19 protein-coding genes are annotated in these 24124 nt (G+C 63.7%); 16 read left to right on the top strand and 3 right to left on the bottom strand.

Features of this window, described 5'->3' with window-relative positions; genetic code table 11:
* Nucleotides 1-55 precede the first annotated feature (55 nt).
* Nucleotides 56-2452, bottom strand: coding sequence for a xanthine dehydrogenase molybdopterin binding subunit (gene xdhB / locus LPB260_RS15275; RefSeq protein WP_208706669.1), 2397 nt, complete (start codon nt 2450-2452; stop codon nt 56-58).
* Nucleotides 2445-3884 carry a xanthine dehydrogenase small subunit gene (gene xdhA, locus LPB260_RS15280; RefSeq protein WP_208706670.1) on the bottom strand — a complete coding sequence of 480 codons (1440 nt, stop codon included), beginning with the start codon at nt 3882-3884 and terminating at the stop codon, nt 2445-2447. Before xdhA ends, xdhB begins: the two co-directional genes overlap by 8 nt.
* A gap of 398 nt (nt 3885-4282) precedes the next feature.
* Here xdhA and LPB260_RS15285 point away from each other — a divergent pair, with 398 nt between their 5' ends.
* The 4 genes from LPB260_RS15285 to ligA all read left to right on the top strand — a co-directional run bounded on the left by LPB260_RS15285 (nt 4283) and on the right by ligA (nt 11983).
* Nucleotides 4283-4942: a GntR family transcriptional regulator gene (locus LPB260_RS15285; RefSeq protein WP_208706671.1), complete on the top strand. Its 660-nt coding sequence runs from the start codon at nt 4283-4285 to the stop codon at nt 4940-4942.
* A gap of 3 nt (nt 4943-4945) precedes the next feature.
* Nucleotides 4946-8434 carry a chromosome segregation protein SMC gene (smc, locus tag LPB260_RS15290; RefSeq protein WP_208706672.1) on the top strand — a complete coding sequence of 1163 codons (3489 nt, stop codon included), beginning with the start codon at nt 4946-4948 and terminating at the stop codon, nt 8432-8434.
* Between the two features lie 256 nt (nt 8435-8690).
* Entirely contained in the window at nt 8691-9518 is an 828-nt protein-coding gene (gene zipA / locus LPB260_RS15295; protein WP_208706673.1) for a cell division protein ZipA, read from the top strand.
* Nucleotides 9519-9580: 62 nt separating this feature from the next.
* Nucleotides 9581-11983 (top strand): NAD-dependent DNA ligase LigA, encoded by a 2403-nt coding sequence (gene ligA, locus LPB260_RS15300; RefSeq protein WP_208706674.1) that lies wholly within the window; start codon nt 9581-9583, stop codon nt 11981-11983.
* Nucleotides 11984-12029: 46 nt separating this feature from the next.
* Here the strand turns inward: ligA and LPB260_RS15305 are convergent, their stop codons facing one another.
* On the bottom strand, nt 12030-12905 hold the full coding sequence (locus LPB260_RS15305; RefSeq protein ID WP_208706675.1) for a response regulator transcription factor: 876 nt from the start codon (nt 12903-12905) through the stop codon (nt 12030-12032).
* Between the two features lie 432 nt (nt 12906-13337).
* Here LPB260_RS15305 and LPB260_RS15310 point away from each other — a divergent pair, with 432 nt between their 5' ends.
* The 12 genes from LPB260_RS15310 (at nt 13338) to LPB260_RS15365 (ending at nt 24104) form a co-directional block, all read left to right on the top strand.
* The gene (locus LPB260_RS15310) at nt 13338-13514 is read left to right on the top strand and encodes a Flp family type IVb pilin (RefSeq protein WP_208706676.1); all 177 of its coding nucleotides are present in this window, start codon (nt 13338-13340) and stop codon (nt 13512-13514) included.
* Nucleotides 13515-13565: 51 nt separating this feature from the next.
* Nucleotides 13566-14084 carry a prepilin peptidase gene (locus LPB260_RS15315; protein ID WP_208706677.1) on the top strand — a complete coding sequence of 173 codons (519 nt, stop codon included), beginning with the start codon at nt 13566-13568 and terminating at the stop codon, nt 14082-14084.
* Between the two features lie 16 nt (nt 14085-14100).
* A complete protein-coding gene (locus LPB260_RS15320) occupies nt 14101-15423 on the top strand; it encodes an AAA family ATPase (protein WP_208706678.1) in 1323 nt (440 codons plus the stop codon).
* 12 nt (nt 15424-15435) lie between these two features.
* Nucleotides 15436-16245 (top strand): Flp pilus assembly protein CpaB, encoded by an 810-nt coding sequence (gene cpaB / locus LPB260_RS15325; protein WP_208706679.1) that lies wholly within the window; start codon nt 15436-15438, stop codon nt 16243-16245.
* Nucleotides 16246-16310: 65 nt separating this feature from the next.
* The gene (locus tag LPB260_RS15330; RefSeq protein ID WP_208706680.1) at nt 16311-17762 is read left to right on the top strand and encodes a type II and III secretion system protein family protein; all 1452 of its coding nucleotides are present in this window, start codon (nt 16311-16313) and stop codon (nt 17760-17762) included.
* A gap of 15 nt (nt 17763-17777) precedes the next feature.
* On the top strand, nt 17778-18050 hold the full coding sequence (locus tag LPB260_RS15335; RefSeq protein ID WP_208706681.1) for a hypothetical protein: 273 nt from the start codon (nt 17778-17780) through the stop codon (nt 18048-18050).
* A gap of 7 nt (nt 18051-18057) precedes the next feature.
* Complete coding sequence (locus tag LPB260_RS15340; RefSeq protein WP_208706682.1) at nt 18058-19398, top strand: TadE/TadG family type IV pilus assembly protein; 1341 nt, start codon at nt 18058-18060, stop codon at nt 19396-19398.
* A gap of 113 nt (nt 19399-19511) precedes the next feature.
* A complete protein-coding gene (locus tag LPB260_RS15345; protein WP_208706683.1) occupies nt 19512-19982 on the top strand; it encodes a TadE/TadG family type IV pilus assembly protein in 471 nt (156 codons plus the stop codon).
* On the top strand, nt 19982-20470 hold the full coding sequence (locus LPB260_RS15350; protein ID WP_208706684.1) for a TadE/TadG family type IV pilus assembly protein: 489 nt from the start codon (nt 19982-19984) through the stop codon (nt 20468-20470). Before LPB260_RS15345 ends, LPB260_RS15350 begins: the two co-directional genes overlap by 1 nt.
* Nucleotides 20464-21684 (top strand): AAA family ATPase, encoded by a 1221-nt coding sequence (locus tag LPB260_RS15355; protein ID WP_208706685.1) that lies wholly within the window; start codon nt 20464-20466, stop codon nt 21682-21684. The genes LPB260_RS15350 and LPB260_RS15355 overlap by 7 nt, the downstream gene beginning before the upstream one ends.
* A 3-nt stretch (nt 21685-21687) precedes the next feature.
* Nucleotides 21688-23121: a CpaF family protein gene (locus LPB260_RS15360; protein ID WP_208706686.1), complete on the top strand. Its 1434-nt coding sequence runs from the start codon at nt 21688-21690 to the stop codon at nt 23119-23121.
* Nucleotides 23118-24104, top strand: coding sequence for a type II secretion system F family protein (locus LPB260_RS15365; protein WP_208706687.1), 987 nt, complete (start codon nt 23118-23120; stop codon nt 24102-24104). The genes LPB260_RS15360 and LPB260_RS15365 overlap by 4 nt, the downstream gene beginning before the upstream one ends.
* The last annotated feature ends 20 nt before the right edge of the window (nt 24105-24124 follow it).

Raw genomic sequence — 24124 nt, forward strand, 5'->3', positions numbered from 1 at the left:
ACGGAGCGGCCCGTAGGGTGGGTGTCGCGCAGCACATCCACCAAGGTGGATGGCGTTACGCCGGTTCGACCTCTGCAGCCGCGGCCTTGGCCGGCTGCTGCAGTTTCTTCATCTGCTCCACGCCCCAGAGTACGCGCTCCGGGGTGGCCGGGGCGTCGATCGCCGGCTGCACGCGATAGTCGGCGAGGCTGGCCACCGCATCCTTGATCGCGCACCACACGGCGATGCCGAGCATGAACGGCGGCTCGCCCACGGCCTTGGAGTGGAACACCGTGTCTTCCGGGTTCTTGCGGTTCTCCACCAGCTTGACCCGCAGGTCGAGCGGCATGTCGGCGATGGCCGGGATCTTGTAGCTGGCCGGGCCGTTGGTCATCAGCTTGCCCTTGGCGTTCCACACCAGCTCCTCCATGGTCAGCCAGCCCATGCCCTGGACGAAGGCGCCCTCGACCTGGCCGATGTCGATGGCCGGGTTCAGGGAGGCGCCGACGTCGTGCAGGATGTCGGTGCGCAGCATCTTGTACTCGCCGGTCAGGGTGTCGACTATCACCTCGGCGCACGCCGCGCCGTAGGCGAAGTAGTAGAACGGCCGGCCGGCGGCCTTGTCGCGGTCGTAATAGATCTTCGGCGTGCGGTAGAAACCGGTGCTGGAGAGCGACACCTGGGCGAAGTAGGCCTTCTGCACCAGCTCCTCGAACGACAGGAACAGCTCACGCACCCGCACCTGGCTGTTGCGGAACTCGACGTCCTCCGGGGTGACCCGGTACTCGCGCACGAGGAAGTCCACCAGTCGCTGCTTGATGATCTCGGCGGCGTTCTGCGCGGCCTTGCCGTTGAGGTCGGCGCCGCTGCTGGCGGCGGTCGGCGAGGTGTTGGGCACCTTGTCGGTGTTGGTCGCGGTGATCTGGATGCGCGAGATGTCGACCTGGAACACCTCGGCCACCACCTGGGCGACCTTGGTATTGAGTCCCTGGCCCATCTCGGTGCCGCCATGGTTGAGGTGGATGCTGCCGTCGGTGTAGATGTGGATCAGCGCGCCGGCCTGGTTGAGGAAGGTGGCGGTGAAGCTGATGCCGAACTTGACCGGGGTCAGCGCCAGGCCCTTCTTCAATACCGGGCTCTTGGCATTGAAGGCGCGGATGGCCTCGCGGCGCTTGGCGTATTCGCTGCTGGCCTCGAGCTCGGCGGTCATCTCGGCGAGCAGGTTGTGCTCGACGGTCTGGTGGTAATGGGTGACGTTGCGCTCGTGCTTGCCGTAGTAGTTGAGCTTGCGCACCTCCAGCGGGTCCTTGCCGAGGGTGCGGGCGATGTGGTCCATGACCTGCTCGATGGCGACCATGCCCTGGGGGCCGCCGAAGCCGCGGTAGGCGGTATTCGAGGCGGTGTTGGTCTTGCAGCGATGGCCGTTGATGGTGGCGTTGCCGAGGAAGTAGGCGTTATCGGAGTGGAACATTGCGCGGTCGACGATCGAGCCGGACAGGTCCGGCGAATAGCCGCAGTTGCCGGCCAGCTCCATCTGGATGCCGTGCAGCAGGCCGTCGTCGTCAAAGCCGACGTCGTACTCGACGTAGAAGGGGTGGCGCTTGCCGGTGATGCTCATGTCCTCCATGCGCGGCAGGCGCATCTTGGTCGGCCGGCCGGTGAGGTGGGCGATGACCGCGCAGAGGCAGGCAGGCCCGGCGGCCTGGGTCTCCTTGCCGCCGAAACCGCCACCCATGCGGCGCATGTCGATGACGATCTTGTGCATGGGCACGCCGAGGACCTCGGCGACCAGTTTCTGCACCTCGGTGGCGTTCTGCGTCGAGGTGTAGACGATCATGCCGCCATCTTCGGTGGGCATCACCGAGGAGATCTGCGTCTCCAGGTAGAAGTGCTCCTGGCCGCCGATGTGCAGCCTGCCCTGCAGGCGGTGCGGGGCCGTGGACAGCGCGGCGGCCGAGTCGCCGATGCGGTGCTGGTGGCTGTCGAGGACGAAGTGCTTCTTGCGCAGGGCGTCCTCGACATCCAGCACCGGCTCCAGGTCTTCGTATTCGATGACCGCCGCCATGGCCGCCTTGCGTGCGTTTTCCAGGCTGTCGGCGCCGACCGCGACCACCACCTGGCCGACGTACTCGACCTTGCCGTCGGCCAGCAGCGGATCGCCGGCCACCACCGGGCCGATGTCCAGCTGGCCCGGTACGTCCTGGCTGGTGATGGCGATGGCCACGCCCGGTATCGCGTAGCAGGGCGAGGTGTCGATGCTGACGATGCGCGCGTGGGCACGTTCGCTCATGCGGGCATAGACGTGCAGCTGGTTGGGGAACTCCAGGCGGTCGTCGACATACACCGCCTCGCCGGACACGTGTTTGTCCGCGCTCTCGTGCTTGACGCTGCGGCCGACGCCGGTGGTGATGTCGGCGCGGAACAGTTCTGCCAGTTCGGCCTGGGTCTTCGGGGTTTTGTGATGGTTAGACATAGGCGGTCACCCGGGTTTCGACTTCGGGAGCTTGCAGCTCGAGGAAGAATTTACGCAGCAGGTTCTGCGCGGTGAGCAGGCGGTATTCCTTGCTGGCGCGGAAGTCGCTGAGCGGGGTGAAGTCCTCGGCCAGGGCGGCGCAGGCTCGCTCGATCACGCCGGGGTACCAGGCCGATCCGGTCAGGGCGGCCTCGCAGGCGGCGGCGCGCTTGGGAATCGCCGCCATGCCGCCGAAGGCGATGCGGGCCCCTTTCACCACGCCATCCTCGACCCGCAGGTTGAAGGCGGCGCACACCGCCGAGATGTCGTCGTCCAGGCGCTTGGACACCTTGTAGGCGCGGAACGCCTGGTTGGCCTGGGCGCGCGGCACGATGATCTTCTCGATGAACTCGGCCTCCTGGCGGGCGGTCACCTTGTAGTCGAGGAAATAGTCTTCCAGGGCCAGGGTGCGGGTGCTGTTGCCCTGACGCAGGACAATCTGCGCGCCGAGGGCGATCAGCAACGGCGGGGCGTCGCCGATCGGCGAGGCGTTGCCGATATTGCCACCCAGGGTGCCTTGGTTGCGGATCTGCAGGGAGGCGAAGCGATGCAGCAACTCGCCGAAGTCCGGATATTCGCGGGCCAGCGCCGCGTAGCAGTCGGTCAGCGCAGTGGCGGCGCCGATCTCGATGCTGTCGTCGGTGATTTCCACCCGCTTCATGGCTTCGATGTGGCCGACGTAGATCATCACCGGCAGCTCGCGGTGGAACTGGGTCACTTCCAGGGCCAGGTCGGTGCCGCCGGCGAGCAGGCGAGCCTCGGGATTGGCGACATAGAGGTCGGCCAGGTCGGCCACGTTCAGTGGCAGCAGGCAGCGCTTGTCGCCGCTGTTCAACTCGGCGGTTTGCCGTGGGGCGATGGCTTGCAACTGGGCGACAGTCTCGGCTTCGAAGGCGTCGAACTGATCGGGCTGCTTCTGGCAACAGGCCTGCTCGGCGGCGTCGATGATTGGCCGGTAGCCCGTGCAGCGGCAAAGATTGCCTGCCAGGGCTTCCAGGGTGGCGCCCTTGTCGAAGCCATCTGCCTGCTTCTGCAGGGCGAACAGCGACATGACGAAGCCAGGCGTGCAGAAACCGCACTGCGAACCGTGGCAGTCGACCATGGCCAGCTGCACGCTATGCAGCTTGCCCTGGTGCTTGAGGTCCTCGACGGTGATCAGCTGCTTGCCGTGCAGCGAGGCGACGAAGGTCAGGCAGGAGTTGAGGGTGCGGTAGCGTACGCGATCGCCATCCAGTTCACCGACCACCACGGTGCAGGCGCCGCAGTCGCCCGAGGCGCAGCCCTCCTTGGTGCCGGGTTTGCCGACGTGCTCACGCAGGTAGTTGAGCACTGTGAGGTTGGGATCGAGTCGCTGCTCGCTGCGCAGCTCCCGGTTGAGTAAAAACTGGATCAAGGGCGACCTCCAGGCATTTTATTGTTCTTTACGAGCGGCTCGTAGCGGCGGAGAAGAAGCGGTGGTGCGGCTTTTCCGGCGTTCTCGCCCCGCCTGTCATGGAGCAAATCTAGAGTTTTCTGACTTTTGGGTCAACAAATATTTGACCCTCTGGTCAGATGTTCGTCATGCAATTCGGTTATGAGCCTGCCAGGGACGTCTCACGCCCATACATACGCCGCAGGATAGGCGACTCCAGAAGCGTCTGAGGGGCCTGAAATGCTTGCCGGTGCTGCCGTTGGCCCGGTAACACCCTGTGTTACACTCGCGCCCCGCGCCCGCCAGACCAGCGCCTGTCGAGCGGGCCCGCAGCCACAATGCCGCCTGTCCCAATAGGTCAACAGAGCCTAAGGAAAATCATGACGTTCAAGGCACCGGACAGCCTCGCCGAGCAGATCGCCCAATACCTGGCAGAACGCATCATTCGCGGTGAAATGCAGGCGAACGAGCGCATTCAGGAGCAAAAGGTCACGCAGTCGCTCAACGTCAGTCGCGGCTCGGTGCGCGAGGCCTTGTTGATTCTCGAGCGTCGTCACCTGGTGGTGATTCTGCCGCGCCGCGGCGCCCAGGTCAGCGAGCTGACTCCGCACAGGGTGGTGAGCCTCTATGCCCTGGTCATCGAGCTGTACGCCCTGCTGGCCCGCGCAGTGGCCGATGGCTGGCGTGTGAAAGCGGACCTGGCCCCCTTCGTGGCCATTCAGCAGCGCCTGCTGGACAGCCAGCAGCGCGAGGATATCGACGCCTTCGTCGAGCAAAGTTTCGACGTAATGCGTGCGGCCTATCCGTTCGCGGACAATCCCTACCTGCAGGAAACCGTGGAGAATCTGCTGCCGGCGATCAGCCGCACCTATCATCTGGTGCTGGAACGGCGCAGGGGCGAGATGACCCAGTACCTGGAGACCTTCGCCCAGCTGCTGCAGGCGATCAGCGAGCGCGATCATGCGCGTGCCCGGGAGCTGCTGGTCCGCTACGGCGAGCACAACTGCCAGTTGGTCCTGGCGACCCTGGGAGAGCGCTGAGCCATGCGCCTGAAATGCATCAAGCTGGCGGGCTTCAAGTCGTTCGTCGATCCGACCACGGTCAGCTTCCCGAGCAACATGGCGGCGGTGGTGGGCCCCAACGGCTGCGGCAAGTCCAATATCATCGATGCGGTGCGCTGGGTGATGGGTGAAAGCTCGGCGAAGAACCTGCGCGGCGAATCGATGACCGACGTCATCTTCAACGGCTCCAACACGCGCAAGCCGGTGACCCAGGCCAGCATCGAGCTGATCTTCGACAACTCGGATGGCACCCTGGTCGGCGAATACGCCGGCTACAACGAGATTTCCATCCGCCGCCGGGTGACCCGCGACAGCCAGAACACCTACTTCCTCAACGGCACCAAGTGCCGGCGCCGCGACATCACCGATATCTTCCTCGGCACCGGTCTGGGGCCGCGCAGCTATTCGATCATCGAGCAGGGCATGATCTCCAAGCTGATCGAGGCCAAGCCCGAGGAGCTGCGCAACTTCATCGAGGAGGCCGCCGGCATCTCCAAATACAAGGAGCGCCGCCGCGAGACCGAGAACCGCATTCGCCGCACCCACGAGAACCTGGCGCGCCTGACCGACCTGCGCGAGGAGCTGGAGCGCCAGCTCGAGCGCCTGCATCGCCAGGCCCAGGCCGCGGAGAAGTATCAGCAATACAAGGGCGAGGAGCGCCAGCTCAAGGCCCAGCTCACGGCTCTGCGCTGGCAGGCCTTGAACGAGCAGGTCGGCCAGCGCGAGGCAGTGATCGGCAGCCAGGAGGTCAGCTTCGAAGCGCTGGTGGCCGAGCAGCGCAACGCCGACGCCAGCATCGAACGGCTGCGTGACGGTCACCATGAGTTGAGCGAACGCTTCAATCTGGTGCAGGGGCGCTTCTACTCGGTCGGCGGCGATATCGCCCGGGTCGAGCAGAGCATCCAGCACGGCCAGCAGCGCCTGCGCCAGTTGCAGGACGACCTGCGCGAGGCCGAGCGGGCACGCCAGGAAACCGAATCGCACCTGGGCCACGACCGCACCCTGCTGGCCACCCTGGGCGAAGAGCTGGCGATGCTCGAGCCGGAACAGGAGCTGACCGCCGCCGCCGCCGAGGAAGCCGCCGCCGCGCTGGAGGAGGCCGAGAGCGCCATGCATGGCTGGCAGGAGCAGTGGGATGGCTTCAACCAGCGCAGCGCCGAGCCACGCCGCCAGGCCGAGGTACAACAGTCGCGCATCCAGCAGCTGGAACAGAGCCTTGAGCGTCTGGCCGAACGCCAGCGGCGCCTGGCCGAGGAGCTGCAGCAGCTGGCCGCCGATCCGGAAGATGCGGCGATTATGGAGTTGGGCGAGCAGATCGGCGCCGCCGAGCTGGATCAGGAGCAGCTGCAGGCTGACGAACAGCAACTGGCCGAGCGCCTGCAGCAGCTGCGCGACGAACTGCTGCAAGCCGGCCAGGCGCAGCAGCAGGCCCAGGGCGAGTTGCAACGCCTGAATGGTCGCCTGGCCTCGCTGGAGGCCTTGCAGCAGGCGGCGCTCGACCCGGGGCAGGGCGCCGGCGAATGGTTGCGCGAGCAGCAGTTGAGCGAGCGTCCGCGACTGGCCGAGGGGCTGCGGGTCGAGGCAGGCTGGGAGCTGGCGGTGGAGACCGTGCTCGGCGCTGACCTGCAGGCCGTGCTGCTGGACGATTTCGAGGGGCTGGATTTCACCGGCCTGAGTCAGGGCGAGCTGCGCCTGCTCAGTCCGGGCGCTGGCGCACCAAGGACTGCCGGCAGCCTGCTGGACAAGGTCGAGGCGAGCGTCGACCTGGCGCCCTGGCTGGCTCGGGTGCGTCCGGTGGAGTCCCTCGAGGAGGCCCTGGCCGGCCGCGCGGCGCTGGGCGAGGGCGAAAGCCTGATCAGTCGCGACGGTTATTGGGTCGCGCGGCATTTTCTGCGAGTGCGCCGCGCAGGCGAGGCGGACAGCGGGGTGCTGGCCCGCGGCCAGGAGCTGGAGCGCCTGGCATTGGAGCGCGAAGAGCGCGAAGCGGCCCTGGAGCTGCTCGACGAGCGCCTGCAGGGCCTGCGCGCGGCGCAGCGCCAGCAGGAGGAGCAGCGCGAGCAGCAGCGCCGCCAGTTGCAGGACCGCACCCGCACCCTTGGCGAGCTGAAGGCGCGGCTGTCCGCCAGCCAGGCCAAGGCCGAGCAGTTGACCCTGCGTCGGCGTCGACTCGATGGCGAGCAGGCCGAGCAGGCCGAACAGCGCGAGCTGGAGCAGGAGCAGCTGGGCGAGGCGCGCCTGCAGTTGCAGGAGGCCCTGGAGGCCATGGCCCTGGACAACGAGCAGCGCGAGGGCCTGCTGGCCAGTCGCGATGCCCTGCGCGAGCGACTCGATCGCGTGCGTCAGGAGGCGAGGGCGCACAAGGATCACGCCCACCAGTTGGCGGTGCGCCTCGGTTCGCTGCGGGCCCAGCACGACTCCACCCGTCAGGCCCTGGAACGCCTGGAGTTGCAGGCCGAGCGCCTGCATGAGAAGCGCGAGCAGCTCAGCCTCAACCTGGAGGAGGGCGAGGCGCCGCTGGAGGAACTGCGCCTGAAGCTCGAGGAGCTGCTCGACAGGCGCATGGGCGTGGAGGAAGAGCTCAAGCACGCCCGCCTGGCCTTGGAAGACGCCGACCGCGAGTTGCGTGATGCCGAGAAGCGCCGCAGCCAGGCCGAGCAACAGTCGCAGCTGCTGCGCGGCCAGCTCGAGCAGCAGCGGATGGAGTGGCAGTCGCTGAACGTGCGCCGCAAGGCCCTGCAGGATCAATTGGCCGAAGACCAGTACGACCTGCATGGTGTGCTCGCCAGCCTGCCGCCGGAGGCCAGCGAGCAGGCCTGGGAGGAAGAACTCGAACGGCTGGCGGCGCGCATCCAGCGTCTGGGGCCGATCAACCTGGCGGCCATCGACGAGTACCAGCAGCAGTCCGAGCGCAAGCGCTATCTGGACGCCCAGGACGCCGACCTGGTGGAGGCGCTGGACACCCTGGAGAACGTCATTCGTAAGATCGACAAGGAAACCCGCAACCGCTTCAAGGAGACCTTCGATCAGATCAATGGCGGCCTGCAGGCGCTGTTCCCCAAGGTGTTCGGTGGCGGCAACGCCTACCTGGAGCTCACTGGGGACGACCTGCTGGATACCGGTGTGACCATCATGGCGCGGCCGCCGGGCAAGAAGAACAGCACCATTCACCTGCTGTCGGGGGGCGAGAAGGCGCTGACCGCGCTGGCCCTGGTGTTCGCGATCTTCCAGCTCAACCCGGCGCCGTTCTGCATGCTCGACGAGGTGGATGCACCGCTGGACGACGCCAACGTCGGACGCTACGCCCGCCTGGTCAAGGAAATGTCGGAGAAAGTGCAGTTCATCTATATCACCCACAACAAGATCGCCATGGAAATGGCCGATCAACTGATGGGCGTCACCATGCACGAGCCGGGCTGCTCGCGCCTGGTCGCGGTGGATGTGGAGGAGGCGCTGGCCATGGTGGACGCCTGATTAAGCCGGTACTCGCCAGTCAGGGTCGATACCGTCGGTCACAGGGGTGAAATGCAGTGCCGGCATGGGCTGAGGGCGTTTATAACGGCCTTCTGGCTGTGTAAAGTTGCCTTTCGTCGTGCTAGCTTAATGCGCACTTTTATTGTTCGTGGAAAACGCCTGTCAGAACATGGAGTTGGCGCCACGTTTAAGGTCATCGAAGTAAGGGCCGGATGCCCTTTATTCATCGCAAATTCATTAGGGGTCAGGGTATTTCATGGAATTCGGTCTGCGCGAGTGGCTGATCGTCATCGGTATCATCGTCATCGCTGGCATCTTGTTCGATGGCTGGCGACGCATGCGCGGTGGCAAGGGCAAGTTGAAGTTCAAGCTCGATCGGAGCCTGGTCGGTGGCGTGGATGACGATGGCGATCCCGACCTGCTCGGCCCGCCGCGCGTGGTCGAGCGCCACCAGGAGCCTTCCCTGGACGAGCACGATCTGCCGGCCATGAGCGCCCGCGAGTCGAATCGCCGCCGCTCCGCCGAGCCACGCCAGGGCGACCTGAACCTGGGGCTGGAGGAACCGGTTCCGACCCTGCTCAATCCGGTCGAACAGGACGCCGCCGAAACTCATAACGGCGCCAAGAAAGCGGTGGCCAAAGAGCCGGCCGCGGTGGAAGAGGTGCTGGTGATCAACGTGGTGGCCCGCGATGGCGAGGGCTTCAAGGGGCCGGCCCTGCTGCAGAACATTCTCGAGAGCGGCCTGCGTTTCGGCGAAATGGACATCTTTCATCGCCACGAGAGCATGGCCGGCAACGGCGAGGTGCTGTTCTCCATGGCCAACGCGCTCAAGCCGGGCACGTTCGACCTGGACGATATCGAGGGCTTCAGCACCCGCGCGGTGAGCTTCTTCCTCGGCCTGCCGGGGCCGCGTCACCCGAAACAGGCGTTCGACGTGATGGTCGCCGCCGCGCGCAAGCTGGCCCATGAGCTGAACGGCGAACTTAAGGACGACCAGCGCAGCGTGATGACCTCGCAGACCATCGAGCATTACCGCCAGCGCATCGTCGAGTTCGAGCGCAAGCAGTTGACCAGCAAACGCTAAGTACCAATGGTTTCGCGAAGAAGAGCAGCCCAGGCTGCTCTTTTCGTTTGAGAGATGAATCCATGACCGACACCACCCCATCCGCCAAGAGTGCCGCCGAACGCATCGCCCAGTTGCGCAGCGAACTGGATGAGCACAACTACCGCTACCACGTGCTCGACGAGCCGAGCATTCCGGACGCCGAGTACGACCGCCTTTACCATCAGCTCAAGGCCCTGGAGAGCGAGCATCCGCAGCTGGTCACGCCTGATTCGCCGACGCAGCGGGTCGGCAGCCTGGCGCTGAGCGCCTTCGGCGAGGTCAGGCACGAGGTGCCGATGCTCAGTCTCGGCAACGCCTTCGAGGAAGCCGACCTGCTCGACTTCGACCGCCGCGTGCGTGAGGGCCTGGACTTGCCGGCCGGCGAGCATACCGGGGACCTGTTCGGTGGCGGCGTGGACATCGAGTACAGCTGCGAGCCCAAGCTCGATGGCCTGGCCGTCAGCCTGCTGTACGAGAACGGCCTGCTGGTGCGCGGCGCCACCCGCGGCGACGGCAGCACCGGCGAGGACATCAGCGTCAACGTGCGCACCGTGCGCAACATCCCGCTGCGCCTGCACGGCAGCGGCTGGCCCGCGGTGCTGGAGGTGCGCGGCGAGGTGTTCATGTCCAAGGCCGGCTTCGAGGCGCTTAACGCGCGCCAGCTGGAAAGTGGCGGCAAGACCTTCGCCAACCCGCGCAACGCCGCGGCGGGCAGCCTGCGCCAGCTCGACCCGAAGATCACCGCCAGCCGCCCGCTGGAGCTGTGCGCCTACGGCGTCGGCCGGGTCGAGGGGGAGCTGGCGCAGACCCATATCGGCATTCTCGAGGCGCTGAAGGGCTGGGGCCTGCCGATCAGCCGCGAGCTGAAACTGGCCAGGGGCGCGCAGCAGTGCCTGGACTACTACCGCGATATCGGCGAACGCCGCGAGTCGCTGCCCTATGAAATCGACGGCGTGGTGTTCAAGGTCAACAGCCTGGCCTACCAGCGCGAGCTGGGCTTCCGTGCTCGCGAGCCACGCTGGGCTATCGCGCATAAATTCCCGGCGATGGAGGAGCTGACCGAGCTGCTCGCCGTCGAGTTCCAGGTCGGGCGCACCGGCGCGGTCACCCCGGTGGCGCGGCTGAAGCCGGTGAAGGTGGCCGGCGTCACCGTGTCCAACGCCACCTTGCACAACATGGATGAGGTGGCGCGCCTGGGGGTGATGGTCGGCGATACGGTGATCATCCGCCGCGCTGGCGATGTGATCCCGCAGGTGGTGCAGGTGGTGGCCGAGCGCCGTCCGGCCGGCGCGCAACCGGTGCAGGTTCCGGCGCAGTGCCCGGTCTGCGGCTCCCAGGTCGAGCGCACTCAGCTGATCAAGCGCAGCAAGGGGCGTGAGACCGTCAGCGAAGGCTCGGTGTACCGCTGCGTCGGGCGCCTGGCCTGTGGCGCCCAGCTCAAGCAGGCGATCATCCATTTCGTCTCGCGCCGCGCCATGGATATCGAGGGCCTCGGCGAGAAGAGCGTCGAGCAGCTGGTGGACGAGGGTCTGGTGCGCTCACCGGCCGACCTGTACAACCTGTCGTTCGAGCAGATCGTCGGCCTGGAAGGCTTCGCCGAGCTGTCGAGCAACAACCTGCTGGCGGCCATCGCCGACAGTCGCGCGCCGAGCCTGGCGCGCTTCGTCTATGCCCTGGGCATTCCCGATGTCGGCGAGGAGACCGCCAAGCTGCTGGCCCGCGCCCTCGGATCGCTGGAGCGCATTCAGCAGGCGCTGCCCGAGGTGCTGACCTACCTGCCGGATGTCGGCTTGGAGGTCGCCCACGAGATCCGCAACTTCTTCGACGACAGCCACAACCAGCAGGTTATCCGCGATCTGCTGGCCCGGGGTGTGGCGCCGCAGGAGGAGGGTGGGCTAAGCGCCGAGTTCGCCGCCTGCGCGACCCTGGACGGGTTCATCGACAAACTGAATATCGCCGGCATCGCCGCTACCGGGGCGAAGAAACTGGCCGAGAAGGCTGGCAGTCTCGATGGGGTGATCGCCCTGAGCCAGGACTGGCTGGAACTGAGCGTGATGAAGGGCCTCAACGAGAAGGCCAAGCAGGCGCTGCGCGAATACTTCGCGGTACCGGCCAATGTCGAGCACGCCCGGGCGATCGAAGCCCAGTTGCGCGAATTCGGCATGCACTGGCAGAGCGAGCGCAAGAGCGTCGCAGGACTGCCCCTGGCGGGACAGACCTGGGTGCTGACTGGCACCCTGGAAGTCATGAGCCGCGATGTGGCCAAGGAGAAGCTGGAGAGCCTGGGCGCCAAGGTGGCCGGTTCGGTGTCGGCCAAGACCAGTTGCGTGGTCGCGGGGCCCGGCGCCGGCTCGAAGCTGGCCAAGGCCAGCGAGCTCGGGCTCAGGGTCATGGACGAGCAGGCGTTCTTGACGCTGCTCGAGGAGTATGCCGGCGGGCAATGATGGCTGGGAATAAGCAGTGCGCCGGGGCGTTTCGCCCTGGCCAGGTTCAGGCGCGGATTCCGGGAATCAGACTTTCCAAGGCGGCGGCGGTGGTCTCGTCCAGCTCCACTTCATCTTCGACCTTGTGGGGATGGGCCGCCTGGCGATACTCGCTGGGCGTGCAGCCATTGGCCTGTTTGAAGGCCCGGGCGAAGTAGGAGGGGTCCTTGAAGCCGGCCTCGTAGCCGATGCTGGTAATGGGCATCTGGCTGTTATCGAGCAGCTCCTTGGCCAGGTCCATGCGCTTGTTGAGGATGTAGTCCATAAAGCCCATGCCGATGACTTCCTTGAACAGGCGGCTGAAGCGGAAGGGCGTCATGCCACAGCGTTGCGCCAGGTCCTTCTGGTCGATGCTTTCGCGGAAATGTTGATCGATATGCTGCAGCACCTGGTTCAGCGCCTGGTGCTTCTGGTGCTTGGCGGTCAGGCGGATGCTGTCCGGAAAGGTCGGGTAGCGCTCTACCGATGGCTTCCTGGTACGGCCATTGGCGCCACGGCGAGCCTCGCAAAGCTGGGCCAGGGAGCGCAGGTAGCGGTTCTTCTCCGCTGAGGTAAGGGGCAGCACCATGTATTCCCAGACGCGCGAACGCATCGCCCATACGGCCAGCTCTTCCGAGTGCTGCACGGTGAACATGGTGATGGGGATCGACGGCACGCTGCGCTTGACCTCCAGCAGCAGGTTCAGGCCCAGGGCATCGGGATGGTCGAAGTGCATGCAGATCATGTCCGGCTGCTGTTCGCTGGCCCGCTCGGACAGGCTGGCGGACTTCGCCAGGCGGCACTCGCAGGCAGCACGAAACTGGTCGATAAGCTCCTCAACCGATCGGTCATGAGTCAGATCGAGCCATAACAGCAGTGGTTTTGTCGCCGAGTTAGACATCATTTTCTTAGCTCTGCGCCTGAAATTTTCTTGCGTACTTCTGCTGAAGTATTGTCAGTATGCCAGTACTGTAAAGATCAAAACATAATAAATAGTTCATTCTTATATTCCTCTTAAATCTAATTGACGACTGCATCGTTGTTTGGCGCGGCTTTGCTGCTGGTCGCGGCCTGCTAATAACCTATTGCCGTCCGTCGCATGCGAATCAGTTTCGCAATCATCTAAAGCGTGTTTCTTCGTTTGCGCCGTTCCTCCGCCAGGCAAGCTGGCAGTCGACAGAAATAGAAGAGCGTTGCGCAACCCGCGCAAAAATGTCCTAGGGATTAGCAAAAATCTCCTAACTGCAAATTAGCTGCCTGACTAGGGTTGCAAACAGGCGGGGCAAAAAAGTGCCGCCGTTTCCTGGAAGATCAACTTTCTAGTGAGGTGGGCGAAATGACTTTTGCAGATATCAAAACTTCGGTGATGAAGTTCGTGAAAGATGAGGACGGCCTGACCGTTGTGGAATATGCAGTAGCCGGTGGGCTTATTTCGCTGGCGGTGGTTACAGCCTTTACTACGTTGGGAACAACCGTAGAAGGCGTTATTAACAATATAGAACAAGCATTATAGGTGCGGTCACTCCCGTGCTTGGTGACTTCTAAGGGGCTAAGGAATGCAACGATGCTTATGGAACAGATGTTACCAGCTATCTTGCTAATTGGGCTGCTGAGTATTGCGGTGGCGAGTGACTTACGCCGCCACCGCATCCCCAACTTACTTGTGCTGTCTGGTCTGGTGACAGGGCTGGTCGGCCAGTTTTTATGGGGGGGAGGGGGCGCCTTGGGCGATGGTGTCTTGGGCATGCTGGTCGGATTAGGCATGTTTTTACCGCTCTACGCTCTGGGCGCCATGGCCGCCGGCGACGTCAAACTGATGGCCATGGTCGGCGCCTTTCTAAGCCCGCTAGACGCACTTTGGGCAGCCCTGTTCAGCCTGGTGGCTGGCGGCATATGTGGCCTCCTGATCGTGCTGGTGCGTGGCGAGTTACTGAGAACTTATTCGCGTTATGTATTGATGTTGAGGGCTCGCAGTTACTTTCCTCCGGCTGAAGGGGAAGTGGCCGGTAAACCCTTTCCCTATGCGATCGCGATACTTATTGGAACCCTGGTCAGCCTGCTTTGGCTGTCTACAGGACAATAGCCCTAGGAGGCCCGTCATGTATGCCATCAGCGACAGCGGCGCCTATCCCAGTCAACGCGAGGCGGTGCAACGATTGGCGCCGCAACCGCGTACGGTTCGCGACACCGGTCTGGCGGACAACTTTCTCGGCGATCTGCTGTGCAAGCACTTGCACGACGCCGGCGTGCTGGACCTGGCGCAACTGGTCAAGCGCCTGGCGCTGACCGGCGCCGTGCTGGAGGAAGTGCTCGGCTTTCTGCGCAAGGACGGGCGCGTCGAGGTGCTCGGGCAGACAGGGGGCCAGACGCTGCGCTATGGCCTGACCGAGCGTGGCCGCAGCGCCGCTCGCGACGCCCTGGCGCGCAGTGGCTACATAGGCGCGGCGCCCTTTCCGGTAAGCGCCTATCGCTCCTTGATCAAGCTGCAGACCATTCACCATGGCCGCATTACCTCCCGCGACATGCACAAGGCCTTTGCCGGGGTCGTGCTCTCGGAGGCCATGCTCGATCAACTGGGCGCGGCCATGAACTCCGGCCGCGCCATCATGGTTTACGGGCCGGCCGGTACCGGCAAGACCTACATCAGCAGCCGCCTGATCCGGCTGTTTGCCGAAGCCATCTGGGTGCCTCACGCCATTGCGATCAACGAAGCGGTGGTCGAGATCTACGATCCCCAGGTGCACCAACTGCTCGATGACAAAGAGCAGCAGGGCAGCCTGATGCTCAATGAAGGCATCGACCGGCGCTTGCTGTGCTGCAAGCGCCCGGTGGTGATCACCGGCGGCGAGCTGACCATGGAGCAGCTGGACATTCGCTACGACCCGTTCAGCCGTCAGTACCAGGCACCCTTGCAGCTAAAGGCCAGCAACGGCCTGTTCATCATCGACGACATGGGCCGTCAGCGCATGGCGCCGGCCGAGTTGTTCAACCGCTGGATCGTGCCGATGGAGGAGAAGCGCGACTTTCTCAACCTCGGCGGTGGCCGTCACTGCGAGCTGCCGTTCGACCTCATCCTGCTGTTCTCCACCAATCTCAACCCGCTGGAGCTGGCCGACGAGGCCTTCCTGCGGCGCATCGGCTACAAGCTGCACTTCGACTACCTCAAGCCGCAGGAATACGAGCGCATCTGGCGCCAGGAAACCGAGCGCCTGGGCATCGACTATGACCCGCTGCTGCTGCGCTATGTCCTGCAAGGCTTGTACGAGACCGAGGGCGTGCCGTTGGTGCCGTGCCATCCGCGTGATCTGTTGGGTATGGCGCTGGACCGTCAGCGCTACCTGGACAGTTCCGACCCGCTTTCCCCACGCGAGCTGGAGTGGGCCTGGCAGAACTACTTCGTTCAGCTCGACTTTCTTGGATAAGGAGATACAGACATGAGCTCTCGTACTCTCGGCTTGGTAACGCTTTCCCTGGTTCTCGGCCTGGGCGCCGCCTGGATGGCCAACAACTGGCTGGATGCCCGGCTCAACGCCAGCCCCGATGACAACCTGCAGAACGTGGTGGTCGCCACCACCGAGATCCCGTTCGGGCAGATGGTCGAGCCCCAGCAGGTCACCGTGGTGCGCATGCCCAAGGGCACGGTACCGGACGACTCCTTCGCCGAGCCTGAGATGGTGGTGGGCAAGATCGCCACCTTCAGCATGCTGCGCGGCGACATCCTGCGCGAAGCGCGGCTGGCCGAACACCTGGGCGGCAGCACCCTGGCTTCGCTGATCGAAACGGACAAGCGCGCCGTCACCGTTCGGGTCGACGATGTGGTCGGCGTCGGTGGTTTCCTCCTGCCGGGCAACCGGGTCGATGTGCTGGCCACCAAGCGCGTGGGCAACGGCAACGACTCCGAATCCAAGACCATTCTCGAAGACTTGCGCGTGCTGGCGGTCGATCAGACCGCCAGTACCGACAAGACCCAGCCGGTGGTGGTACGCGCAGTCACCCTGGAAATGACTGGAGAAGAGGCCGAAGTGCTGGTCAAGGCGCAGAGCGAAGGCAAGCTGCAACTGGCCTTGCGCAATCCGCTGGACAACCAGAAGAAGCCGGAACCCACCGTCGCCGCAGTGGAGCCGGTCGCGGCTCCCGCGCCGGCCCCGGCTCCGGTGAAGCGGGTGCTGCGGCGTCGTGCGGAGGGTGGTGGCGTCACCATCATCCGCGGTACCGACGTCAAGGTGACGAAAGTACAGATCTAGTCTCGGACTGCTCAAGCCCAGCTTACTGCGATCGGGCAAGCGACCTGTCAGGCAAGGAGAGGGATATGCAAAGCATTCTAAAAATAGCGTCCATGGCCGCACTGCTGGGCGCCTGGCTGATACCGCTCGCCCAGGTCGAGGCGGCGGAGGTGACGGCCATGCCGGCCGCCAACACCAGCAATATCCAGGTGCCGATCTACAAGTCACGGATCCTGTCCACCCGGGCGGCAGTCAAGAAGGTTTCGGTAGGTAATCCGGAGATCGCCGACATTCTGATCACCAGCCCGACCCAGCTGTATCTGCTCGGTCGTTCCCTGGGCAGCACCAACGTGCTGCTGTGGGATGGACGCAACCGCCTGATCGACAGCCTGGATCTGGAGGTGGTTCACGACCTCGGTGGGCTCAAGAGCAAGCTTCATCAGTTGATGCCCAACGAGCGCATCGAGGTGTTCAGCGCCCAAGGCGCGCTGGTTCTGCGTGGGCAGGTCAGCAGTGCCGTGGCCATGGACACGGCGGTCAAGCTGGCCAAGACCTATACCGCGCAGACCGCCAGTGTGGTGCAGGGCGAGGGCGAGGCCGCGGCGGCCGCGCCGACCCAGTCGCTGGAGGTCATCAACCTGCTCAGCGTCGGTGGCACCCAGCAGGTGATGCTCGAGGTCAAGGTGGCCGAGATGCAGCGCAGCCTGGTCAAGCGCCTTGGCGTGCGCTTCCTGGCCGTCGGTGATTCAGGCAACTGGAGCCTGGGCGGCTTCAACAACAGCGCCTCCCTGGTCGACGGTCTGCTGAGCCCGGACAAGGGCTTCCTGGCCCAATTCACTTCGGCGAGCTTCCTCCTCGATGCGGTGCTCGAGGCGGCCAAGGAGAACGGTTCGGCCAAGGTGCTGGCAGAACCGACCCTGACCACCCTGACCGGGCAGCAGGCCGAGTTCATCTCTGGCGGCGAGTTTCCCATCCCGGTCTCCGACGACGATGGCATCACCATCGAGTACAAGGAATTCGGCGTCGGCGTGAAGTTTCTTCCGGTGGTGCTCGATGCCGAACGCATCAACCTCAAGCTGAACGTCTCGGTGAGCGAACTGGTGGCCGCCAACAGCCTGGTGGTGGATACCGCGGCGGAGGCCGGCGCCTCGTTGCTGGTACCGGCGCTGACCAAGCGCAGTGCGCAGTCCACGGTGGAGCTGGGCAACGGCCAGACCATCGCCATCGCCGGCCTGATCAGCGAGAACACCCGTGACTTCGTCAGCCGCTTCCCCGGTCTGGGCGATATCGCGGTGATCGGCCACCTGTTCCGCAGCCAGGAGTTCATCAACGGTGAAACCGAGCTGGTGATCCTGGTCACTCCGCACCTGGCCAAGCCGGTGGATGCCAGGAGCGTGCGCCTGCCGACCGAAAAATTCGTCGAGCCGGGCGACATGGATTTCTACCTGATGGGCAAGACCAAGGGGCGCCAATTGCATCGTCCGGTGCCCGTCAGCCTTGGCGTCAGCGAAGGCAGTTTCGGCCATGACCTCAACTAGCAGGAGACAGTAACCATGAAAAGCATGATTCCGTTAAGCCTGCTGCTCGCTGCGCTGGCTGGCTGCATGAGCTACGAAGAAGGCCGGGTCGGTACGTTGGGTTACAGCGTCTACCAGACCCAGTACCAGCAGATCGCCGACAAGGAGCGGGCGGCCAACCCGGGTACCGACGTCGCCCAGGCCGGCACCGATGGCCCCCTCACCGAACAGGTGATGGACGGCTACCGCGGGGTGACCGGCGACGCGCAGCAGGTCGGCCAGCCAATCCAGATCAATATCAGCAATTGAGGGTTGGATGATGAAACCCTGCATGCAACGGCCGTTCACCAGCTTGCCGCTGCGTCAGCGAGGAGCGGTGATGGTGCTGATCGTGGTGGCCTTGGCATCCATGTTGCTCATGTCCGCCCTGGCGCTGGACGGTGGGCACATGATGCTTAACAAGGCGCGCCTGCAGAATGCCGTGGATGCCGCCGCCCTCAGTGGTGCCAAGACCCTGAGTCAGGTCATGGGCAGCGGCAACGCTTCCAGCCAGGCGCGCGATGCCGCATTGAACACCCTGTCGCTCAATGCCAACGCCAGTGGCAATGGTGAACTGGCGGCGGCGATCGCGGCAGCCGGCGGCATCGGTGCATTCGCGCAGGTGGAGTTGGCTACCAATGTCGAAGGACCGTTCATCTTTCCAGGGCCGGTGGATGCTCGCTTCGTTCGGGTCACGGTAGCGGACTACTCGCTGCCCGGTTTCTTCTGGGGTTTCGCCCAGGCGTTTGGCGCTGGCAATTTAGCCGACAAGGCAGTGGCGGCTATCGCCACTGCCGGACCAAGCCAGACCGCGCCCTGCGAGCTCACCCCACTACTTGTGTGTGGCGACCCGAACCAGTATCGGCCAGAAGACGACATGTTCTGGGGCTATCGGTTTGGCGATCTGGAGGTGCTGAAGAGTGCAGCGGGCGATGCCCCAGCAATTGGTCCCGGCAACTTCCAGTTGCTTCGCCTGGACGAAATGAGCGGCGCCAGGGATGTCCGCGAGGCCCTGGCTGGGGGCATCAATCACTGCCTGACCCCGGGTGAGCCCGTGGAAACAGAGCCGGGCAATACAGTGGGGCCGGTGGCCCAGGGATTGAACACCCGTCTTGGTCAGTACTCCGGGCCGATCAGTCCGGGCGACTATCCGCCGGATAAGGTGATCAGTTTCACCACGCCCCGGATGACCTACAACGATCGCGCGTCACCGCCTCGGGTGGAGCACCGGAACCAGCCGGTCACATCGAATAACGGTGATCTGACTGCGGGCAACTGGAGTGTGCGCGGCTACAACGACTGGATGAGGAGCGTGGCCGACTGCCCAGATGGCTGCGAAGCCAATGGCGTAGCAGAGAGGCGTTTGCTGAAGATTGTGGTCGGCAACTGCAACGGTGTTTCCGGTGGGCAGACCTCGGTACCGGTATTGGGCTACGGCTGTTTCTTCCTGCTCCAGACGGTCAGCCAGCAGGGCAACCAGGCGCAGATCTTCGGCCAGTTCGTGATGGATTGCGCAGGGGATAGCGTGCCGGGACCGGTGGTGGATGACGTAGGGCCGAAGATCATCCAGCTATACAAGACCTATCTAACGCCCACGACGCCGAGCCCCGACTCGTAGGGATTGTCGCTGGCGCCTGTTGACGGCAGGAAGCAACCCGAGCAACTGGGGCTGCTGACGGTAATGCAGGGCAAGCCGGTCAGTGGGCCAATTTTTTTGAATAGAGGTGAGCGATGAGCACTAGTGCATTCAAGCCGCTTCATACGCAACGAGGCGTAGCCATGGTGGAGTTCGCCATCGCCTTGCCGTTGTTGCTGTTGCTGTTGCTGGCCATCGGCGAGTTCGGACGCTTGCTCTACCACTACAACAACCTGCAGCAGGCCAGCCGCGACGCCGGCCGCTACGTCGCCGGACAGGCCTGGAACGCCACACTTGGGCAGATCGAACTGAGTGGCGATTTGCAAACCAGAACCAAGAACGTCGCCGTTTACGGTGTGCCGGCCAACCCGAGCGGCTATGCGTCCGTGGTGCCAGATCTAAGTACAGGCGACGTGCAGGTCAGCTCAGTGGGTGCCGAGCACGTGCGCGTTAGCATCACCTATACCTTTCGCCCGGTTATCGGCAATGCGTTGCCAACATTTTTCGGCTCGTCGATCCCTTTGAATATTGCGCTGAACTCCACCGTTGTCATGAGGGCTCTGTGATGAATAAGAAGCGCATGCAGGGTGTCTACGTGGTGGAGTTCGCCATCATCGGCTTGCTTCTTTTCACACTGTTGTTCGGCGTGCTGGAAATGGGGCGGCTGTTATTTACCGTCAATGCACTGGACGAGGTGGTGCGCCGAGGCGCGCGGCTCGCAGCGGTATGTGCCATAAGCGATGAGTCTACAGTGAAGCAGCGGGCGATCTTCAATGACGCAGGGGACAGCAGTGCGAGCCCGCTGATCGCCAGCCTGCGAACCAGTGACCTGAGCCTGACCTATCTGGATGAGAACGGTGCCGTGGTGGCCAATCCCGGTGATCCTGCGAACCTGAGTTCTATCCGCTTCGTCCAACTCAGCGTGGAAGATTTTCCCTTCACCCTGTTGATACCGCCACCGCTGGGCGGGGCCATCACTTTGCCGGTGTTTAGGGCGATTTTGCCTCGTGAAAGCCTTGGTTCCGATGGCGACGGGGGTAACACATCATGTTGACATCCAAAGAGGTTATGCCAGTGCGCCGTGCTTCCAGTAAGCAGCGGTTGCAGCTCTTGATCAGCAGCCGTGATGCCACGGCTCTGAATCACCTGAAAACCCTGAGTGAGCGTATTTCCAGCCTGCAGGTGACCACGCGCCTGGTGAGTAACGGCCATGCCGATCCGTTGTACGGCCTGGAACGCATGCCAGATTTTCTGCTGCTGCGGGTCAGTCATCTGTGGCGCGAGGAGTTGGCGGCCCTGCTGCAGAGGCCAGCCCATGAACGACCGCCGTTCCTGATCTGTGGTCCGCTGGAGGAGCACGAAGGAATACGGCTGGCGATGCAGGCTGGCGCCCGGGATTTCTTGCCCGAGCCGTTGGCCGCCGATGATCTCCTTGCTGCCTTGGGTCGGATGATTCAGGAGACGCCAGCCGGGCAGGCTGCCAACGGCAAGTTGGTCGCGGTGATGAATGCCAAGGGCGGCTCGGGTGCCACCCTGCTGGCTTGCAATCTGGCCCAGCAACTCAGCGTACGAGGTGGCAGCACACTGTTGTTGGATCTGGACTTGCAGTTTGGCAGCGTTGCCCATTGCCTGGATGTGGTGCCGGCGCACAGTCATGTTGAGGTGCTGCAACAGATCGAGGAAATGGACAGCGTCGCCTTGCGCGGCTTCTGCAGCCATTTCAGCCACACCTTGCATGTGCTGGGTGGGCGTGCAGGGGAGTTTTGCTTGCCTCAGGATGTACGGCTGGAGCAGCTCGAGGCGCTGCTGCGTCTCGCACGCAGTACCTACGACTGGGTCGTGGTCGACCTGCCGCGGCAGATCGACCATCTCACCGGTATCACACTGGAACAGTCCGATCACGTCTACATCCTGGTGCAGCAAAGTCTAAGCCATCTAAAGGACGCGACCCGCCTGATGCGCATCATGCGCGACGACCTCGGTGTGCAGAACAACCGTTTTCAGGTGGTAGTCAATCGCTACGACAAGGCAGCGCCGGTCAGCCTCAGGGATGTGGCCGAGTCGTTGCGCTGTTCGGAATTGCAGAAACTGCCCAATGACTTTGCCGTGGTCAGCGAAAGCCAGAATACCGGCGTACCGCTCGACCTCCATGCGCCCAGGGCTCCGGTGACCCTGGGGATACGCGAGTTGACTCAGGAATTGCTTGGCACCGAAGCAGCTGAGCAGGGCTTGCTGAAACGTACCTTCGACCGACTGTTCAGGGGGTAGACCATGCTCAGTGAATTTCGTAATCGGCTGCGCCAGCAGGCCGGCAAAAATGCCCAAGCTGCGCCCCAGGAAGAGCAAGTGATTGGTGAGTTGGGCGCGGCGATGGCCTGGGAGGCTAGTGTGCCGGATGCCATCTACGAAACCCGCACCCAGCTCAACCCGATGGAAGTCCAATGGCGCGAGCGCATCTATCAACAGCTGCTCAAGGTCATGGACCTGTCGCTGCTCGACTCGCTGGAGCCGGCGGAGGCCGGACGGCAGATTCGCGAGCTCAGCCAGCGGCTCCTAGAGGAGCACTCGGCTCCTGTGACCAGCAGCAGCCGGCAAGTGATCATCAAGCAGATCACCGATGAGGTGCTCGGCCTCGGCCCACTCGAGCCGTTGCTGGCCGATCACAGCGTCTCGGACATCCTGGTCAACGGGCATGCCTCTGTCTATGTCGAACGACACGGCAAGCTGCAGCGCACCGATGTGCGCTTTCGCGACGATCAGCACCTGCTCAACATCATCGACCGCATCGTCTCCAGCCTGGGGCGCCGCATCGATGAGTCCTCGCCGTTGGTCGATGCACGTTTGAAAGACGGCTCGCGGGTCAACGCGATCATCCCGCCGCTGGCCATCGATGGGCCGAGCATGTCGATCCGCCGCTTCGCGGTGGACCTGCTCAATACCGATAGCCTGGTGGAGATGGGGACCCTGACCCCGGCCATCGCCCTGGTGCTCAAGGCCATAGTGCGGGGGCGGATGAATGTGCTGGTGTCCGGCGGTACCGGTACCGGCAAGACCACCATGCTCAATGTGTTGTCCAGCTTCATTCCGCACAACGAACGGATCGTCACGATCGAGGACTCCGCCGAACTGCAGCTGCAGCAGCCCCATGTGGTGCGCCTGGAAACCCGCCCGTCGAATATCGAGGGTCGCGGCGAGGTCAACCAGCGCGAGTTGGTGCGCAACAGCCTGCGCATGCGCCCGGACCGTATCGTCATCGGCGAGGTGCGCGGCGCCGAGGCCCTGGACATGTTGACGGCCATGAATACCGGTCACGACGGCTCCCTGACCACCGTCCACGCCAACACCGCGCGTGACGCCCTGGGCCGCATCGAGAACATGGTGTCGATGACCGGCGCCACCTTCCCGATGAAAGCATTGCGCCAACAGATCGCCTCGGCGATCGATGTGGTGATCCAATTGGAGCGTCAGGAGGACGGCAAGCGCCGCCTGGTCAGTGTGCAGGAAATCAACGGCATGGAAGGCGATATCATCACCATGACCGAGATATTCGGTTTCGTCCGCCGTGGCATGGGCGAGCAGGGCGAAGTGCTCGGCGACTATCGCCCGACCGGCATGGTGCCGGCATTTCGCGACGTATTGTCCAAGCGCGGCATCGAGTTGCCGCTGACCTTGTTCCGCCCGGAATGGATGGAGGAACAGTCATGAACCAGATTCCCAGTGAATTCATTCTGGCTTTCCTCGGTATGGTGTTCGCCGCGGTCTTTCTGCTCAGTCAGGGGCTGGTAGTGCCAGTGTTCGGCGAGGCGGGAAAGGTACGCAAACGCATCCGTTCTCGCCTGCATGTACTGGAGCAAGCTAGCGATCTGCCTAATATGCAGACAGTGTTGCGACAGAAGTATCTGCGGCGCCTGTCACCGCTGGAGGCCAAGCTGGAACAGTTGCCGGCCATGGAGGCCCTGGCGCAGATGATCGAGCAGGCCGGTCATGGTTATCGTGCTTATCGCGTGCTGTTGCTTGGGCTGCTGCTGGGCGTGGCAGCGGGAGTGCTGCTGTGGTTGTTCACCCGACTCTGGTGGCTGGCACTGCCGGCTGCCCTGATCGTCTGCTGGATGCCGGTGCTAAAGATCGCCAGTGATCGTGCCAAGCGTTTCGCCCAGTTCGAGGAGGGCCTGCCGGATGCTTTGGACGCCATATGCCGAGCGCTGCGCGCCGGCCACCCGTTCAACGAAACCCTGCAACTGGTGGCCGAGGAGCACAAAGGCCCCGTAGCGCACGAGTTCGGCCTGACCTTCTCCGATATCAACTATGGCAACGACGTGCGTAGGGCCATGCTGGGTCTGCTCGAACGCATGCCAAGTATGACGGTGATGATGCTGGTGACCTCAGTGCTCATCCACCGGGATACCGGCGGCAACTTGACCGAGGTGTTGGAACGCTTGAGCAGCCTGATCCGCGGGCGGTTCCGTTTTCAACGAAAAGTCAAAACCTTGTCGGCCGAAGGGCGCATGTCCGCCTGGGTGCTGGTGGCCGTGCCGTTCGTGTTGGCTGCGGCGATCGTGGTTTCGAGCCCGACCTATCTACCCTTGCTGATCAAGGAGCCGATTGGTCAGAAACTGGTGATGGCGGCCTTCGCCGCCATGCTGGTCGGGATTTTCTGGATCCGCAAGATCATCAGGATTCAGGTCTAGCCAGCGGCGGTCGCCGGGGA

Source organism: Pseudomonas sp. LPB0260, from assembly GCF_013388395.1.

Excerpts from the sequence above, each read along its gene's own strand:
- xdhB (WP_208706669.1), bottom strand. The coding sequence starts at position 2,452 with ATGTCTAACCATCACAAAACCCCGAAGACCCAGGCCGAACTGGCAGAA.
- LPB260_RS15285 (WP_208706671.1), top strand. The coding sequence starts at position 4,283 with ATGACGTTCAAGGCACCGGACAGCCTCGCCGAGCAGATCGCCCAATAC.
- smc (WP_208706672.1), top strand. The coding sequence starts at position 4,946 with ATGCGCCTGAAATGCATCAAGCTGGCGGGCTTCAAGTCGTTCGTCGAT.
- zipA (WP_208706673.1), top strand. The coding sequence starts at position 8,691 with ATGGAATTCGGTCTGCGCGAGTGGCTGATCGTCATCGGTATCATCGTC.
- ligA (WP_208706674.1), top strand. The coding sequence starts at position 9,581 with ATGACCGACACCACCCCATCCGCCAAGAGTGCCGCCGAACGCATCGCC.
- LPB260_RS15305 (WP_208706675.1), bottom strand. The coding sequence starts at position 12,905 with ATGATGTCTAACTCGGCGACAAAACCACTGCTGTTATGGCTCGATCTG.
- LPB260_RS15310 (WP_208706676.1), top strand. The coding sequence starts at position 13,338 with ATGACTTTTGCAGATATCAAAACTTCGGTGATGAAGTTCGTGAAAGAT.
- LPB260_RS15315 (WP_208706677.1), top strand. The coding sequence starts at position 13,566 with ATGCTTATGGAACAGATGTTACCAGCTATCTTGCTAATTGGGCTGCTG.
- LPB260_RS15320 (WP_208706678.1), top strand. The coding sequence starts at position 14,101 with ATGTATGCCATCAGCGACAGCGGCGCCTATCCCAGTCAACGCGAGGCG.
- cpaB (WP_208706679.1), top strand. The coding sequence starts at position 15,436 with ATGAGCTCTCGTACTCTCGGCTTGGTAACGCTTTCCCTGGTTCTCGGC.
- LPB260_RS15330 (WP_208706680.1), top strand. The coding sequence starts at position 16,311 with ATGCAAAGCATTCTAAAAATAGCGTCCATGGCCGCACTGCTGGGCGCC.
- LPB260_RS15335 (WP_208706681.1), top strand. The coding sequence starts at position 17,778 with ATGAAAAGCATGATTCCGTTAAGCCTGCTGCTCGCTGCGCTGGCTGGC.
- LPB260_RS15340 (WP_208706682.1), top strand. The coding sequence starts at position 18,058 with ATGATGAAACCCTGCATGCAACGGCCGTTCACCAGCTTGCCGCTGCGT.
- LPB260_RS15345 (WP_208706683.1), top strand. The coding sequence starts at position 19,512 with ATGAGCACTAGTGCATTCAAGCCGCTTCATACGCAACGAGGCGTAGCC.
- LPB260_RS15350 (WP_208706684.1), top strand. The coding sequence starts at position 19,982 with ATGAATAAGAAGCGCATGCAGGGTGTCTACGTGGTGGAGTTCGCCATC.
- LPB260_RS15355 (WP_208706685.1), top strand. The coding sequence starts at position 20,464 with ATGTTGACATCCAAAGAGGTTATGCCAGTGCGCCGTGCTTCCAGTAAG.
- LPB260_RS15360 (WP_208706686.1), top strand. The coding sequence starts at position 21,688 with ATGCTCAGTGAATTTCGTAATCGGCTGCGCCAGCAGGCCGGCAAAAAT.
- LPB260_RS15365 (WP_208706687.1), top strand. The coding sequence starts at position 23,118 with ATGAACCAGATTCCCAGTGAATTCATTCTGGCTTTCCTCGGTATGGTG.